Source organism: Streptomyces sp. NPDC051563 (assembly GCF_044454225.1).
GTDB lineage: Bacteria > Actinomycetota > Actinomycetes > Streptomycetales > Streptomycetaceae > Streptomyces.
The window spans coordinates 1-15,758 of sequence record NZ_JBITDL010000018.1 but is presented as its reverse complement, the minus strand read 5'-3'; the positions used below and the strand labels follow the sequence as shown (position 1 = coordinate 15,758).

Annotated in this window: 11 protein-coding genes; 1 reads left to right on the top strand and 10 read right to left on the bottom strand. The window is 66.1% G+C overall.

Annotated elements, in window-relative coordinates; all coding sequences use genetic code 11:
• Nucleotides 1–59: 59 nt before the first annotated feature.
• Nucleotides 60–860: a BTAD domain-containing putative transcriptional regulator gene (locus ACIA8F_RS22020; protein ID WP_399381039.1), complete on the bottom strand. Its 801-nt coding sequence runs from the start codon at nucleotides 858–860 to the stop codon at nucleotides 60–62.
• Nucleotides 861–1,390: 530 nt separating this feature from the next.
• Here ACIA8F_RS22020 and ACIA8F_RS22015 point away from each other — a divergent pair.
• Nucleotides 1,391–1,951 carry a hypothetical protein gene (locus ACIA8F_RS22015; protein WP_399381037.1) on the top strand — a complete coding sequence of 187 codons (561 nt, stop codon included), beginning with the start codon at nucleotides 1,391–1,393 and terminating at the stop codon, nucleotides 1,949–1,951.
• Nucleotides 1,952–2,052: 101 nt separating this feature from the next.
• Here ACIA8F_RS22015 and panD read toward each other — a convergent pair whose 3' ends face one another.
• From panD to ACIA8F_RS21970, 9 genes are all read right to left on the bottom strand, one after another.
• The gene (gene panD, locus ACIA8F_RS22010; protein WP_399381035.1) at nucleotides 2,053–2,472 is read right to left on the bottom strand and encodes an aspartate 1-decarboxylase; all 420 of its coding nucleotides are present in this window, start codon (nucleotides 2,470–2,472) and stop codon (nucleotides 2,053–2,055) included.
• A gap of 37 nt (nucleotides 2,473–2,509) precedes the next feature.
• A complete protein-coding gene (locus ACIA8F_RS22005) occupies nucleotides 2,510–4,201 on the bottom strand; it encodes a carbamoyltransferase N-terminal domain-containing protein (RefSeq protein WP_399381034.1) in 1,692 nt (563 codons plus the stop codon).
• Nucleotides 4,202–4,351: 150 nt separating this feature from the next.
• On the bottom strand, nucleotides 4,352–5,185 hold the full coding sequence (locus ACIA8F_RS22000; protein ID WP_399381032.1) for a hypothetical protein: 834 nt from the start codon (nucleotides 5,183–5,185) through the stop codon (nucleotides 4,352–4,354).
• Nucleotides 5,186–5,214: 29 nt separating this feature from the next.
• A complete protein-coding gene (locus ACIA8F_RS21995) occupies nucleotides 5,215–6,789 on the bottom strand; it encodes a carbamoyltransferase C-terminal domain-containing protein (RefSeq protein WP_399381031.1) in 1,575 nt (524 codons plus the stop codon).
• Entirely contained in the window at nucleotides 6,783–8,309 is a 1,527-nt protein-coding gene (locus ACIA8F_RS21990) for an amino acid adenylation domain-containing protein (protein WP_399381029.1), read from the bottom strand. The genes ACIA8F_RS21995 and ACIA8F_RS21990 overlap by 7 nt, the downstream gene beginning before the upstream one ends.
• Before the next feature lie 141 nt (nucleotides 8,310–8,450).
• The gene (locus ACIA8F_RS21985) at nucleotides 8,451–9,683 is read right to left on the bottom strand and encodes an MDR family MFS transporter (protein WP_399381027.1); all 1,233 of its coding nucleotides are present in this window, start codon (nucleotides 9,681–9,683) and stop codon (nucleotides 8,451–8,453) included.
• Nucleotides 9,684–9,780: 97 nt separating this feature from the next.
• The gene (locus tag ACIA8F_RS21980; protein ID WP_399381025.1) at nucleotides 9,781–10,008 is read right to left on the bottom strand and encodes an MbtH family protein; all 228 of its coding nucleotides are present in this window, start codon (nucleotides 10,006–10,008) and stop codon (nucleotides 9,781–9,783) included.
• A gap of 24 nt (nucleotides 10,009–10,032) precedes the next feature.
• Nucleotides 10,033–14,004, bottom strand: a complete 3,972-nt coding sequence (locus tag ACIA8F_RS21975; RefSeq protein ID WP_399381024.1) for an amino acid adenylation domain-containing protein — start codon at nucleotides 14,002–14,004, stop codon at nucleotides 10,033–10,035.
• Nucleotides 14,005–14,021: 17 nt separating this feature from the next.
• A partial coding sequence (locus ACIA8F_RS21970) for a phosphopantetheine-binding protein (RefSeq protein ID WP_399381022.1) occupies nucleotides 14,022–15,758 on the bottom strand: 1,737 nt, incomplete at its 5' end.

Below are 15,758 nucleotides of genomic sequence, written 5' to 3'. Positions count from 1 at the left end.
GCAGTCGCGGAACGGAGCGCCGCGATCCGTGGCAGGCCCGTTCAACCGGCCGACGGACCTCACGCGACCACGACGCCGACCAACCGATCCGCGCCACAGTCGTCCAGGGACGGGTCGTGGGTCAAGATCGCGTGCTGGAGCCGCTGGAGGCGCGGGGCGGGCTCGATCCCGTGGTCCTCGACCAGGTTCCGCCGGACCCGGCCGTACGTCGCCAGCGCCTCGGCGGTCCGGCCGCTGCGGTAGAGGGCGACCATCAGGTAGCCGTAGATGTTCTCCCACGTCGAACGGTCGTCGAGCAGGGAGTAGATCTCGCCGACGAGGGCCTTGTGATTCCCGAGTTCCAGTTCGAGCTCAAACCGCTGCTCACGGGCGAAGGAGCGCCGCTCGTCCAGCCGCCGACCCAGGGATTCGAATGCGGGGATACCGCGCAGGTCTTCGAGGGCCGGTCCGCGCCACAGCGAAATGGCCCGGTCGAGGGTTTCCGAAGCCTTTGCCCGATCACCGGATTCGCTGAATTCGCGACCTTTCGCAAGCAAACGGTCGAACTCGCACACGTCGAGCTCGCACCCGACCAGCCGAAGCCGGTACCCGGGCGGCTGCGTGGTGATGAGGGAGGCCGCGTCGAGGTCCAGGCCCTGGAGGTGCTTGCGCAGCTTGGACACGTAGACGTGCAGCGCAGTGGAGGCGGTCTGTGGAGGAGTGCCTGACCAGAGGGCTTCGATGAGCCGACCGGAGGACACGGTTTCGCCGTGGTGCGCACAGAGATAGGCCAGTAGCGAGCGGACCTTGAGCGCCCTCGGCGACACCTGAGCCCCGTCCGGCGTCTCGATCTCGACCGGTCCGAGCACTTGGAACTTCACGCCATTCCCCCTGTAGATCCCTGCGCCGCGAAGGAGGTGCAAACGACTGGTCTGCGAAGTGCAACCCATCTCCGGACTCCAAGATCCTCATTGGGGAAGCAGATCGAGTCAAGCAAGGCCGCTCCCATCTGAGGAACACTTGAGGTGCGGAGATCGATTCGCCGGATTATGGACGGTCCACGCGAATCCACCACATCGAAGCCATTTTTGGCCAACACATCACTATTAGTTCAAGCCATGCGGGTCTGGCCCCCACGGGCCCGGACCTCAGTGACGGACGTGAGTGGCGGCGAAAGGGCGATCCGGTCCAGGTCGACGGCCACAGCTTCATCTGCACCTGTACCGCTATCGGCCGAACTGTGGATCGAGTTGTGGAGCGTGGCCGAGCTGCCGAAAACCTTCAGCAAGGCCTGCAGACGTGAACTGGGCGCCGTACCACCCCAGTGCGCGGCAACCCGGGGTAGCCGCACAATCGGCACCCTGCTCGTCATCCGATCGCGGTCGCCACCGGCGGCGAGGTCCTCGCCGGCATGGAGATCGCGCACGAGGTGCTCCCCGATGATCCGGCCGGGCTGGCCGAGCTCCTCGAAGCGGCCGAGGCTCACATGGCCGCCACCGTGCCAACGTACGTGTTCGTCGTTCCGAAGGGCGCCATCGCTCAGTACGTGGCCGCACCGGACGGCACCCCCGGCCAGCGCCTGATGCGACGCGCCGAGGCCATCGGACACATCGTCAGTGCCATGTACCTGCGCAGCCTCGCCGTCGCCACCGCAAGCAAAACCGCGCGCGAACTGCAACGCGACTTCGACCGCCCCGAGAACCTTTACGTCGTCGGCTCAACGGGCTGTGCCTCGAGCATCGCCCTGGGCGTGGCCCTGCGCGCCCCCGGCCGCCGCGTCCTTGCCCTCGACGGCGACGGCCCCCGAAGTCATGGCACGATCGCGGCCCGGATGGACTGCGGGCTGCTGGACGTGGGCGCCGGACGCGACGCACGGATCCGGCTGGACGGCGAAGACTCCCGCACCGGGTACGTGCGGCCCGTCGACGTCCTGGTCGAGGCGGACAGGGACGCACCGCCCGAAGCGCTCTGACACCGCGGCGGCACCGCCGTCCACACGGAACGGGCGCGCCCGTGGTTCCTGCCACGTGCGCGCCCGTTCCGAATCTCCCGGGTGTGTGGGCGGGTGACCGCTCAGGCCCCGACCGCCTGCGGGCTGCACTCCTGGTCCGAGCCGGGCACCGGCTCGGACGGGTCCGCGCCCAGCGCAACGATGCGGTTGTCACCGTCGACGTGGACGACCTTCGGCTGCAGCATCCGCGCCTCGGCGTCGGCGACCTGCGCGTAGCTGATGACGATCACCAGGTCACCGGGATGGACCAGATGGGCGGCGGCCCCGTTGATCCCGATCACTCCGGACCCGCGCTCGCCCTCGATGACGTACGTCTCCAGGCGGGCGCCGTTGGTGATGTCGACGATGTGGACCAGCTCGCCGGGCAGCAGGTCAGCCGCTTCGAGCAGGGCCACGTCGATGGTCACCGATCCCACGTAGTGCAGATCGGCCTGGGTCACGGTGGCGCGGTGGATCTTCGACTTGAACATGGTGCGCATCATCGGGGCACTCCTGAATTCCTTACGGGGCCGTGCGGACTCATTGGCTGGTGGCCCGGGTGTAGAGGGTGCCTTCGCTCCATACGCGGTCGACCCTGCCCCAGGCGAGAGCCGACGCGACATCGGGGAAGAATCCGGTCCCATTGAAGTTGGCGCTGGTGTTGCACAGCACCGGGACACCGCTCAGGCTGTGGTAGGCGGCCAGAATGGCGCGCAGTGTGGCGTCGTCGTCCGGGCCGACGGTCTGCAGGCGGGCCGTGGAGTCCAGGTGCAGAACCGCGGGGATCCGGTCCCGCCAGGCCGGGCGCACGACATGGTCGAAGAGCATGTGGGGATCCGGGGAACCCGGAGAGAAGATCTCCGGTGCGTGCTCTTCGAGGCAGATCGGCGCGACCGGACGATAGCTCTCGCGTCCCTTGACCTCGTTCAGCACTTCCTTGGTGGACTCCTGCAAGGGGGCGGCGAGGATGCTGCGGCCACCCAGCGATCGGGGGCCGAGTTCGGCTCGGCCGTTCAGGACGACCACGGGACACCCCGTGGAATGGAGGATTTCAGCGAGATCCTCCGGACTGCACGGACGGGCCTGCCAGCCCTCGGGCGTCTGCGGCGCGGGGGCGAGGGCCGGCCCCAGGCGGGGGTTCCACCGGATCGGCTTGATGCCCGCGGCGCTGATCATGCCGAGCGCCGCAGCTCCGATGGCCGAGCCTGAGTCGTTGGGGAAGGGGGGAACCCACACGTCCCGGAAGAGGTCCATGCGCCGCAGGGCGCTGTTCCACTTGATGTTGAGGGCGCAGCCTCCCACGAAGGACAGGTTCCAAGGGCCCTCGCCCTTCCAGGACAACACCTTGGCGGCCAGTCGCTCGACCAGCACGTCCTCGAGGAACTGGTGCACGCTGGCGAGAACGTCCGCGTCCGGGACGTCACTCGGGATGCGATTGCGGACGTCGCGGAAGAAGGCGTGCACGTAGCGCAGGGACGGCTCGGAGTTGCTGCCGAATCCGCCGACTTCGGCGCGGAAGACGGCCGTGTTCTCATTGTCGGCTTCAAAGTGCTCGTTCATGCACGTCCGCAGCAGATCGATCACCTCCGGCCGGGGGGTGCCGAGCGCTATGTAGGCCATCAGCTTGCCGGCGACCGAGAGGTCGTCGACAGTGCTCGATTCGTCGGTTCGCCGGAACGGGCCGAAATGGTGGGCGGCAGTGGCGTATGTGTGGCCGATCAGCGGGAAGAGCTCACCGCCGTTCTCGACTCCCGATACGGGATCGACCGAGTACAGGCGCGGGAAGAGCCCACCGTCCCAGACGAGGACGAACGAGGGCTCACCCCGCTCTGCGAACGGGCTGGTGCAGTAGGCACTCGAGATGTGCCCGGCGATGTGGACGTAACTGGTGAAGGGCAGGGGCTCGCCCGCGAGGGGAAAGGTGCCGGACAGGCCGGGTTCGAAAACGTCCGGCACCTGCTCGGTCTCGCGGTAGGGCGCCAGTTCCAGGTCGACCGGAGATCCGTGGTCGAGCAGACTGACGTGACCGACCTTGTCACCGTCCCAGCCGTCGATGACCCATTGGTCCACGTCCTCGACCCGGTAGCCGAAGTCACCCAGCAAGCGGACCACCACCGACAGATCACCGATCTGGCTGTAGCGGGCCCCGTTGTTCAGCTTCTCCATCTCGACACTGAAGATCAGCTCGTCGCCGTCGACGAGCGCGACGGCTCCGTCATGGGTCAGCTTCAATCCGCAGACGATCACTTCTGTGTTCCTCCAGTTGCTTTGCCCCGCGCTACTGGCACGGGAGAGTCGTGGTCCCTGACCAGGGGGTTGTCCCGCCGCGCGAGAGGTCGGGCCGACCTTTACGGGACACCTCTCGGCCACGCCCTCCGGTACTTACGTCCAGCTGACGACGGTGCGCTCGTCGACGAATCCCATGAGGAACGACACGTTCGTCCGGTTCCCCGTACAGGCGTCGACGGCGTGGACGTGTCGCCCGTTGAACACGTAGACGTCCCCGCTGCGGACATCGAGGTGTACGACGTCGATGTCTTCAAGAGCGTCCGCCGGGTAGGAAAACCCCGTGTGCTCGATTCCCAGGGCCCGCCGGCTGTCGTCGTCGGGGCGGATGTTCCAAATGACGAGGCGGCCTCCCTCACCCTGCTCGACACACATGTTGACGGCGCAGACCTCGTGGTCGGCGGCGCGCTGAATCTCGAAGCCGGCCTGCCGCGGTTCCTTGCACTGTGCCTCGTCCTCGTGGGGGTCGAGGGCGAAGCTGCCCTCCTTGTCCCATGCGCGGATCAGCGCGGCGCAGGCCTGCTCGCCCTCGTGCTCGGCGATGCGGATGTCCGCACCGTGCCGGGCGAGCTCCTGCGACATCGCCGACCTGAACGAGTGCCAGGGCGAGTTCGGCACGTCGAGCACGTCGAGCACCGCATCAGCCGTCTTCGCGGCATCCTCGAGGTACTCGTCGGTCGACTTGTTCCAGTGGTAGGAGCCGATGCAGTACGAGGGCTCCCCGTCGCGACGCAGCAGCCCGGGGCTGTTCCAGAACCGGGCCACCGACTCCTTCCTCGCGTCCTCGGGTATCACGTCGCGGAAGATCACGCCCAGCCGGCGTCCCTGCAGGACGTCCATCACCAACTCGGGGTCGAATTCATTGCGCTCTTCGAAGCGGAAGAAGTCCGAATCCATCCGGGTGCCAGTGAGTTCAAAGGTTTGCTGCACGATGAGATCGCTCTCCTTGTAGTTCTGTATCAGACGCGCGGGCTGCGCCGCACGGCGAACGTGTTGCCGACGACGTAACCGTCCAGGCCGTGCTCCTCGCCGTACTCGATCAGGTCGCTGGTCCGGTTGATGAAGCCGCGTCCGGAGTAATTGAGCGAGGTGTTGCACAGGACGCTGAATCCGGTGATGTCACGGAAGGCCGTCAGCAAGCTTGCCATCTCCGGGTTCTGCGCCGGCGTCACCGTCTGCGCGCGCGCCGTGCCGTCGACGTGGCTGACGGCCTTCAGGGAATCCGAGTTCACGTGGCTGAAATAGAGCATGTGGGGGTCCGGGATCGAGCCGGTGAACCAGTTCGCGGCGTCGGACTCCAGGCAGATCGGGGCGATCGGCCGGTACCCCTCCCGCTGTTTGATCCGGTTGAGACGGGTGGTCGTCCCATCGGTGAACGGCGCGGCCAGGATCGAACGGTTACCGAGCGCGCGCGGGCCCATCTCCCAACGGCCCTGCGCCCAGCCGATGATGTTGCCGGCTGCCAGGAACCCTGCCACCTCGCCGAAGTCCAGCGGCTTGACCTCGTAGTCCTCGGGCGAGAAGGCGGCGTCCTCGACGAACTCCTCGCCGGCGTAGACGTCCCAGGAGACGGTGGCCGAACCGGTGTAGTGCAGTTGGGCGTCGATCGCCGTTCCCAGCGCCGAACCGCTGTCGTTCGGGCACGGCGGCACGAAGACCTCGGGGAAGAGCCCGCACTCCCGCCAGCGCCGGTTCCACTCGCAGTTGAGCGCGCAGCCACCCGAGATCAGCAGCGGGTAGCCCTCGGTGAGCTCCGCCTTCGCGTACTCGTAGAAGCGGTTGAAGATCGCGTCCGACATCTTCAGGGCCAGGTTGCGGTACTCCTGCGAGTCCACCCCGATGTTGTGGAAGGGGCTCCAGGTCAGCTCGTCCTTCCCCAGATTCGTGATGATCTGGTCCTGCTCCAGGAGGAAGTCGATGAGCTTCTTCTCGTCCTTGGTCAGGGCGCCGGGCTGCGCGAAGCCCGTCAGGGCCATCTGCTTGCCGGCGTCCTGGAGCCGGAGTACGCCCTTGTTCGCCGTGAACTTCGGGTCTGCCAGCGCGAACAGGTAGGCGTACTTGTTCCCCGGGTCGGACAGCACGTGCCGGAGGTGGGTGACCTTGCCGTGCTCGTCGATCAGGTAGAACGATCCGATGTTGCCTTCCCACACCAGGCAGTAGAAGGGCTGTCCGGCCGGGAAGTGCGAGAGACCGAGCGCGGTCATGATGTGCGAACGCTCATGCGTGGAAGAGAAGATCTTCACGTCCTGGCCGAAGAACTTGCCCGCCTCATCGGTGACCGATCCCGGCCCCACACCGAAGTAGCCGGTGCGGGTCTGGGGTTCCGAGGAGAACGTCCCCTTCACCCAGCCGCCCACCGCGAGCGCGTCGGGGATCCGCCCGAGCTTCTCCGTCGCCCGGAGGAGGACGTCGGCCGTCAGCCGGTCGTACCGGGGGAACGAGTCCTTCTCGGCCTCCAGGGAAAAGAGGAGCCGGCCGTCCTCGATCGCGGCGACCGCGCCGTCATGACCTTCCTTGAAACCCAGAATCAGCATTTCTTTCCACCTCCGAGTGAGCCATCTGCCTTTGACTTGAGCAGGGCCATGCGATCAACTTTCCCGTTATGCGTCACGGGGAACGAGTCCAAAATTACAAACCGGTGTGGAAGCATGAAATCGGGCATCTTTTCCGCCGCATAGGTGCGCAGGTCCGGCTGTGCGAGTTCGCCGCCCTGCTCCGCACGGACCGTCAGATAGGCGACCAACCGCCGGTCTTCCGGCCGCTCTTCCGTGGCTACGACCACAGCCTTCTTGACTGCGGAATGCTTCTCCAGAACGGATTCAACCTCAGTGAAATCGACGCGTATTCCGCGTATTTTCACCTGTCCGTCCACCCGGCCGATGAATTCCAGCGGCCCTTCGGCGTGCCAGCGCACAAAGTCGCCGGTGCGGTACATGCGCCCACCTGGCGCCGCGAACGGATCGGCCACGAACCGCTCGGCGGTCATCCCGGGCCTGCCCAGATAGCCGTGGGCCAGTCCGCCCCCCGAGGCGTACAGCTCACCGACCTCCCCCTCGGCCACCGGGCGCAGCTGTTCGTCGAGTACGTAGATGTCCTTGCCGACCAGGTTGCATCCGATCGGCACCGAGCCCAGTGCCGAGTGCTGCGCGGTGACGAGGTGCGTGGTCACGAAGACCATGCACTCCACTGGTCCGTATCCGTTGACGAAACGCAGCTCCGGGAATTCGCTCACCACCCGGGCGGCGTGCTCGGGCGAGAGTGCCTCACCGCCGACGAGCAGGTTCGTCAGTCCCTCCAGAGCCTCCGGGTACTCCTCCATGATCACGTGGAAGAGGACGGTCGGGAGGTTCATCGTGGTGATGCCGTGTTCGGCCACGAGGCGTTCCATCAGGATGGGGTTGGGCCTGCCCGGGTGGAACACGCAGGTGCCGCCGGTCAGCAGGGGGCCCCAGAGCTCCAGGGCGAAGGCGTCCCAGGAGACGGGCGCGCACTGAAGCCAGACCGTGTCGGGGCCGAACCGCGTATAGCTCTGGCCCAGGATGGTGCCGACCACCGCCCTGTGCGGGGCGGCGACGCCCTTCGGCCGACCGGTGGATCCGGAGGTGAAGATGACGCAGGCGATGTCCTCGGGCCCGGCACCCACGACTCCCCGCGTCAATGGCCGGCCAGCGTCCCCGGCCATGCGGACGAAGCCCGCCGAGGTACCCAGCCGGTCCACGTCCGACTCGCTGTCGGCGATCACGACGACGGGCGCCACGTCCTCGGCCATGTCCCGCAGACGGTGCACGGGGAACTCAGGGTCCAGCATCGCGTAACCCGCGCCGGCCTTCAGCGTGGCGAGGATGGCAACGACCATCTGCGCCCCGCGCTCCAGGTGAATGCCCACCAGGGAACCCCGCCGCACCCCCGCGTCCACGAGGAGCTGCGCCATCCGGTCCGCACGCGCGTCCAGTTCGCCATAGGTCAGTTCTTCACTGCCGGAAACCACCGCAAGCGCCTCCGGGGCGGCTGCGGCCCGCTCCTCGAACGTCTCGTGCAGACACCGCGTCGTCATGCCCGCCCCCGTTCCACAGGGAAATCAAAATGCTCTTTGTTGCGCAATTTCGCCTTCTCAGGTCAGCCGGCTGTCGGCATCGTCCAGGGTTGTCCGGCGAAGAGGTCGCTCAGAATGGTGAGGCAATTCATGCCCACTTGGTCAGTGCGTCACTGCGGCTACGAGGTCAGCAGATCCGCTCAATCGCTCCTCCGCAGCGCGCCCCAGCACCGTGTATCCAATTGCCGCCACCGTACCCACCATTCCGCAGATAATCCAGATTGCGTTGACCCCGAAGTGGTCGATCACATATCCAGCGGAAATAGGGGCCACGAGTGCGGCGCCAGAGAAGGCAAGCTGATACATCCCCTGATATCGCCCTCGCGTCGCATCCGACGAGAGCTGCGCAATGAGGCTCATGATCACCGGGGCGAAGACTATCTCACCCAAAGTCCAAATGGCTACTGCCAAGAAATAGAAGGGCAGCGAACTGGCGCCCACTATGATCGCGAGACCGTACCCGCAGAGAAGCGCCGAGGCAGCAAGGACCCGCCTCGGGCTCATGGACTTCACTGCCCTGGAGAGCAACACCTGGAGAATGACGATCATGAACCCGTTCAGGCTGATGACCATTCCGTAGTCCGCACTCGAGAAACCCTTGATGCCCATGGTGATCGGCAGTGCGGTCGCAGCCTGCTGGAACAGTAGAGCCATGAGGAACGTCATTCCCACGATCCCCATGAAGGTCCAGTCCTTGCACACGGAAGCATATCCCGCAAAGAAGCCAGAATTATCCATGTGTTCATGGTTTCGCTTGACGGCCGTCTCCGGGATCCTCGTGTACACGAGGATCGCGCAGACAAACGTGGCCATGGCCTCGACGACGAAGAGGGCAAGGTATCCGTGCCGAGCCACGATACCCACGACGGCTGCGGAAACGCCGAACCCCAGGTTCCCCGCCCAATAGTTCAGAGAAAACGCCTTCTGCCGTTCGGGGCCTTCCGTCAGATCCGCGATCGTCGCCCCGATCGCCGGGCGTGATGCCGCACCCGACACTCCCACCACGAAAGCCATGGCGGCGATCATCACGGCACTTTCGGCGAACCCCAGCACGAGGGTGGACACGCTGGTCGTCAGCTGAGCGACCAGGATGGTGCGCGTACGTCCGATCCGGTCGGTCAGATATCCGCCGAGAATCGAAGCGACGACGGCCCCACCGCCGTAAAGCGACCCCACAAGGCCCGCGAAGCTCGCAGAATAACCTAGGCCACTCGTGAGGTAGAGCGCAAGAAAGATTCCGACGAATCCTCCGAGGCTATTGATGAGTGTGGCAGTCCACAGCCACCAGAATTCTCGGGGGAGACCGGAAAAGGAATCCTTGACGACGCGCTTCATAGGCAGGCATCACATTTCATTCAACTATTGCAGCATGGACGGCACGGGTTCGCGGCAGGCAGGTGCACCTGCGCCCCTGCCTGCCACAGAGGAGAATTCAACGTGCCGAACTCGGCTCCCCGGCCATCGCACGCACAAGGCTGGCCGGCCTCATATCGGTCCACGTCTCGCCTATGAACTCGAGGCACTCCTCGCGAGGTGCCGGGCCCCGCGCGATCGACCAGCCTTCCGGGACCGGAGCGAACGAAGGCCAGAGCGAATACTGCCCTTCGTCGTTGACCAGCGCGGAGTACTGGCCGTCCGGGTTTTCAAACGGATTCGTCATGATGTTCTCCTGTGTAGTGGGGAATCAGAGTCCGAGCTCAGCGAGTACGCGGGAGAGCTCGTCGGCGATGACGGCCGCGGGACCGGGCTTCAGTACTTCGCTGTGCCCGCAGTGCACTTCGTGAAGGACGACGTCGGACGCGCAGCGCTGCCACATCTCCACCTTCGCGGCCGCGGGGAGGCTGTTCGGGTCCGCGGCGGCCGCGAAGAAGTGGAGCCGGCCCGGGTATTCCTCGGGGTGGTAGGTGACGGACCGCTCGATGCTGTTGGCGCACACGTCGACCAGGCGGTTGAGCGTCTGCTCACTCAACCCGTGCATCGGGCCGTCGGCCTTGTACACGCCGGCGACCGTCTGCGCACGACCCAGCGCGCCGGAGGTCGGATAGGGCTCACCGGGCCGTCCCTCGCGCCACAGCACGCGCAGCGACTCCTGCTCGATGGCCTCGGCCCGCCCGGGGTCCGGCGCGCCGACGGGTGCGATCTGCAGCGCGTCGAGCAGTCCGAGCAGTCCTACCGATTCACCCTGACGTTCGAGCTGCACCGCCATCTCGAAGGCGGCCAGACCGCCGAAGGAGCGGCCCAACAGGAGATAGGGACCGTGCGGCTGGATCTCTCGAATGCGTCGAAGGTACTCCGCGGCGATGTCTTCGATGCTCTGTGCCAGCTGGTTCCCGTCGGTGAGCGCGGGGTCCTGCAGGGTGTACACCGGTCGTCCTGCCAGGCGCGGCAACAAGTTGGCGAACGACCAGCCGAGTCCCATCGCCGGAGCGACACAGAAGAGCGGGGTCCGGTCGCCCTGGGCACGCAGACAGAGCACCGTGTCCAGGTGACCGCCGTGCTGCTCCGCCGGAGCCGGAGCATGCTGCTGTTCTCCTGATTCGATCAACGCTGCCAGTCCGCTCGGCGTCGGGTGCTGGAACAGTTCCCGAATGCCCCAGTCGACCCCGAGCCTCGAACGGGCCTGGGACATCAGCCGGATGGCCAGCAGCGAGTGGCCACCTAGATCGAAGAAGTCGTCATCGGTTCCGACCGATTCCAGTCCGAGTACTTCCGCGAACAGCCGGCACAGCGACTCCTCCTCCGGGTTCCGCGGCGAACGCCCTGCCCGGTCGCGTTCCTGGGCAGGAAGTGGAAGAGCCTTGCGGTCCACCTTCCCGTTCGGCGTGAGCGGAAGTCCGTCAAGCACGACGACAACGGCCGGCACCATGTATTCCGGCACTGTCTGACCGCAGTACTTGCGCAGCAGGCGGCCGTCCACCACGTTCGTCCCGGCGCTGGGGGTCACGTAGGCGACGATGCGCTTGTCCCCCGGCTGGTCCTCACGTACCACCACCACAGCACGTGCGACGGAGTCGTGGCTGGTCAGCACAGCCTCGATCTCGCCCAGCTCGATCCGGAAACCACGCACCTTGACCTGGTGATCCGCCCGTCCGACGTACTCCAGGTCACCGTCACCGTTCCAGCGCACCAGGTCACCCGAGCGGTACATCCGCGACCCCGCCGCCCCGAACGGATCCGCCACGAATCGTTGGGCGGTGGCTTGCGAACCGTTCACGTAGCCACGTGCGACACCGGCACCCGCGATGTACAACTCGCCCACCACTCCAACCGGCACGGGCTGCAGCAAGGCGTCGAGAACGTAGACCCGCGCGTTCGGAATCGGCTGACCGATCGGTGGCACCCTTGACCCGTCGGACACCTGGCTCGTCGTTGTCCAGATGGTCGTCTCGGTCGGCCCGTAGACGTTCAGGACGGACCCGGCGATGTCGCACAGCTGCCGGCCGAGGAGATCGGAAAGCGCCTCTCCGCCCACCAGCGCCCTGATGTCCTGCTTCCAGCGGACTCCGCTGTCCACGAGCGACTGCCACCACGGCGGGGTCCCCTGGACGAGGGTGACGTGAGCTCGGTCGATGAGCGACGCCACGGCCTCCGGATCCTTCGCGTCCTCCCTGGTCGCGATCACCATCGCGGCACCCACGAGCAACGGCAGGTACATCTCCAGAGCCGACGTGTCGAAGGAGACACTGGAGATCGCGAGGAACCGGTCACCGGGCCGCAGCCCGAGCTTCCTCTGCATGGCGCTTAGAGAGCTGACAAGTGACCCGTTCGGGGTCAGGACACCCTTGGGTTTCCCGGTCGACCCGGAAGTGTATATCGCGTACACGGGGTTCAATCGGCAGGCGATGTGGGCGTCGTGATCCCTTGCCGGATTTCCCGAAGGGAGTTCATCCAGCATTCCGGCGAAATCCGGGGTGTTGATGTCAATCCTGGCAACCCCCGTCGTCGCGTCGGGAACGAAGGAGTCACCGACGCCTTCGCAGCCTATGACCAGCTTCGGCCGTGCGTCGCGGAGAATGAAGTCGATGCGATCCGCTGGATAATCCGTGTCGATCGGGAGATAGGCGCCTCCCGCCTTCAGGATGCCCAGGATGGCGACCACCATCTCGACGGACCGGGGCACTGCCATCCCCACCAGCTGCTCGGGCCCGACTCCCTGCCCGATCAGGTAGTGGGCCAACCGGTTCGCCCGCCCGTTCAACTCCGCATAGCTGACCTCCAGGTGCTCGAACACCACCGCGACGGCATCCGGAGTCCGGGCGGCCTGTTCCTCGAACAGCTCGGCCAGAGACCCCTCCGGAACCTCGCACGCCGAGTCGTTCGACTCCACCAGGAGCCGCCGGCTCTCCTCCGCCGACAGGATGTCGACCTGCCCCATGGGCAGGTCCGGATCTGCGGCCACCGCCTCGAGGAAGTGCACCAGCCGCGCCGCGATCGCCTCGGCCGACTGACGGTCGAACAGGTCCGTCGCGTAGCTGAGCAGTCCCATCAGCTCGCCCCCGACATCACTCAGGGAGAAACTGAGGTCGAACTTCTCGGCCCCGAGTCGCACCGGCATCTCGGTCACCTGGACACCGGACAGCTTCCAGGTGGCCTGGGAGTTGTTGTCGAACGCCAGCATGACCTGGAACAGCGGGTGCCGCGCCATGGAACGCCTCGGGTTGAGCGCTTCGACGAGCTTCTCAAAGGGGAGTTCCTGGTGTGCGTACGCCGCCAGGTCAACGTCCTTCACCCGCCGCAGGAGTTCACGGAAGCTCGGGTCCCCCGAGGTGTCGGTGCGCAGCACCAACGTGTTGACGAAGAATCCGACCAGATCGTCGAGCGCCTCGTCCGTGCGGCCCGCGATGGCCGAGCCGAGGGGGATGTCCGTCCCCGCCCCCAGCCGGGTCAGCAGACCGGAGAGGGCCGCCTGTACCACCATGAACAGGGTGGACTGGGTTTCCCGCGCCAGATCCATCAGTCTGCCGTGCAGTTCCGGCCCGCACCGGAAGGTCACGGCATCACCTTGGTGGCTCGCCACCGCCGGCCGCGGACGAACCGTGGGGAGCTCCAGTACGTCCGGCACACCATCGAGCGCCCGTGTCCAGTAGGCGAGTTGCCGGGAACAGTTGCTCGCCGGGTCGTCCGCGTCTCCCAGGACGTCCTGCTGCCACAGCGTGTAGTCCACGTACTGCGTCGTCAGCGCGGCCCACGACGGAGCGAGACCGGCGCAACGCGCCTCGTACGCCGCCAGGAGATCCTGCGCAAGCGGCCCCATCGACCAGCCGTCACAGGCGATGTGATGCATCACCAGGACCAGCACGCACTCGTCCGGGCACACTACGAAGAGGGAGGCGCGGAACGGAATGTCCGTCCCCAGATCGAAGGTTTCCTGTACGGCCCGTCCGACCCGCTCCTCCACCTCCGCCTCTGTGACGTTGTGGACGTCGAGCCCGACCTGGACCGAGCCGGCATCCAGGATCTGCTGGTATGGCTCTCCTGCCACCTCGGGGAAGACGGTCCGCAGCGCCTCGTGACGAGAGACGACATCACCGAGGGCTTCCCGCAACGCGACCGTGTTCAGAGTGCCCGACAGCCGGAACGCTGCCGGAAGGTTGTATGCGGAGTTCGGCCCGTCCAGTCGGTCAAGAAACCACAGGCGGCGTTGTGCGAACGACAAGGGGTGCATTTTTGTTCTCACTTCCGGGGCATGCGGCGCAGTGCCGGTCGGGCCTTTTCCGCGACACTCACCTTCGCCGCGATGTCGGATACCCGAGGAGCATCGAAGATGGCGGCAAGCGGTATCTCCACTCCGAGGGCCGCGCGGATCATGCTGACCAGGCGGGTCGCGAGGAGCGAATGGCCTCCCAGCTCGAAGAACCCGTCATCGATCCCGACCTCGTCCAGCCCGAGTACCTCGGCGAACAGACCGCTCAGAGTCTTCTCCAGGGGAGTCCGGGCAGACCGGTGGGAGACCAGCCGACGCGCTTCCGGGGCCGGCAGTGCCGAACGGTCCAGCTTCCCGTTGGACGTCAACGGAAACTCGTCCAGTACCACGACCGCCGACGGGACCATGTACTCGGGCAGGGATTCCTGCACGCGGCGGATCAGCGCCTCGGTGTTCAAGACGTCCGATCGGGAAGCGTTCGGCGCATTGAAGAAGCTCTCGGAACCGGAACTGGAACCGGATCCGGCAGCCCACTCTCCACCGGTGCGCGCGACGCCACCGAATTCATCGAAGCCTTCGGGGACAAGGGTCGCGTCGAAGGCGTAGGGGGACTCCCGCGACCAGTCGAGGGAAGCGCGATACCCGTTGCTCCTGGCGATGGTGCAGATCCGCCCCGGATCGACCGCCTCGGTGGCCCAGAGGTCCGGCACGATCTCGTTGTTCAGCGCGAGTAGCACGCGGAGATCAGCCTCCAGCCTGGCATTCGGCAGACCCGTCAGGCGGAAGGCGTCCGGTCGGCCACGCTTGAGGAGATCAGCCGCCTCCTCGAGGCCATGCACCTCCGTTCCCCAGGCGAGCACCCGGACCTCGTGCGGCGCCGGCTCCCGGCCGCCGACCTTGCAGAGCGCGACGTCATACCGGTAGAGGGAGAGTTCGTTCTTCGCGTCTTGCTCCTTGAGCATGACGCGATGCGATGACAGCTCGCCGACGCCCGCAGTGAGCGCAGAGAAGAAGTCGGGGTCGACAAGAAGCTCCTGCTCCATTTCCGCGCTGCGCTTCGCTGCCGCGGCGTGCTCGATGCCGCCTGGGCCCGAGTCGATTCCCCTCATGGAAACCGCCGCATGGAAGCATTCGAGCAGTTTCAGATTCCGCACGTCACCGACGAACACGGTTCCGCCCGGCGCCAGGTGCTCCACAGCCTTGAGCAGCACCTGCTTCAGGTACTCGCCGCTCGGGAAGTATTGGATCACCGAGTTGATGACGATGACGTCGAAATATCCCTGGGGGATGCCGTCGAAATCGTCCGCAGGCCGGCTGAGCAGGCGAACCCTGTCGGAAAGGCCCGCCTCTTCGGCCACGCGTCGGCCCAGGCTGCCGATGACCTCGGCCGAAAGGTCCGCGCCCCAGTAGGACTCGCAGTGCGGAGCCACCTTCTTCAGAATGAGGCCGCTGCCGACGCCGATCTCGAAGACCCGCTTCGGGGCGAGCTTCAGGACGCGTCCGACGGTCTCGTCACACCACTGCTCCATCTGCTCGGTCGGGATCCTCTGACCGTCGTAGCTGCTGGCCCATCCGGCGAAGTCGTCCTCGGCCGCCGCTTCGCTCCCGTAGTGCCGGTCCTGGATCGCCTTCCAGTCCTCGACCCGCTGAGCATCGGAGAGCTCGTCCACCCCTCCGTCGCTGGTTGCCCGGGTCACGTAGGCGACGATGCGCTTGTCTCCGGGCTGGTCCTCGCGCACGGTCACCACCGCGCGGGCAACGGATTC

Coding starts and splice junctions, on each gene's coding strand:
- ACIA8F_RS22015 (WP_399381037.1), top strand. CDS start 1,391: ATGGAGATCGCGCACGAGGTGCTCCCCGATGATCCGGCCGGGCTGGCC.
- panD (WP_399381035.1), bottom strand. CDS start 2,472: ATGATGCGCACCATGTTCAAGTCGAAGATCCACCGCGCCACCGTGACC.
- ACIA8F_RS21985 (WP_399381027.1), bottom strand. CDS start 9,683: ATGAAGCGCGTCGTCAAGGATTCCTTTTCCGGTCTCCCCCGAGAATTC.
- ACIA8F_RS21980 (WP_399381025.1), bottom strand. CDS start 10,008: ATGACGAATCCGTTTGAAAACCCGGACGGCCAGTACTCCGCGCTGGTC.
- ACIA8F_RS21990 (WP_399381029.1), bottom strand. CDS start 8,309: ATGACGACGCGGTGTCTGCACGAGACGTTCGAGGAGCGGGCCGCAGCC.
- ACIA8F_RS21995 (WP_399381031.1), bottom strand. CDS start 6,789: ATGCTGATTCTGGGTTTCAAGGAAGGTCATGACGGCGCGGTCGCCGCG.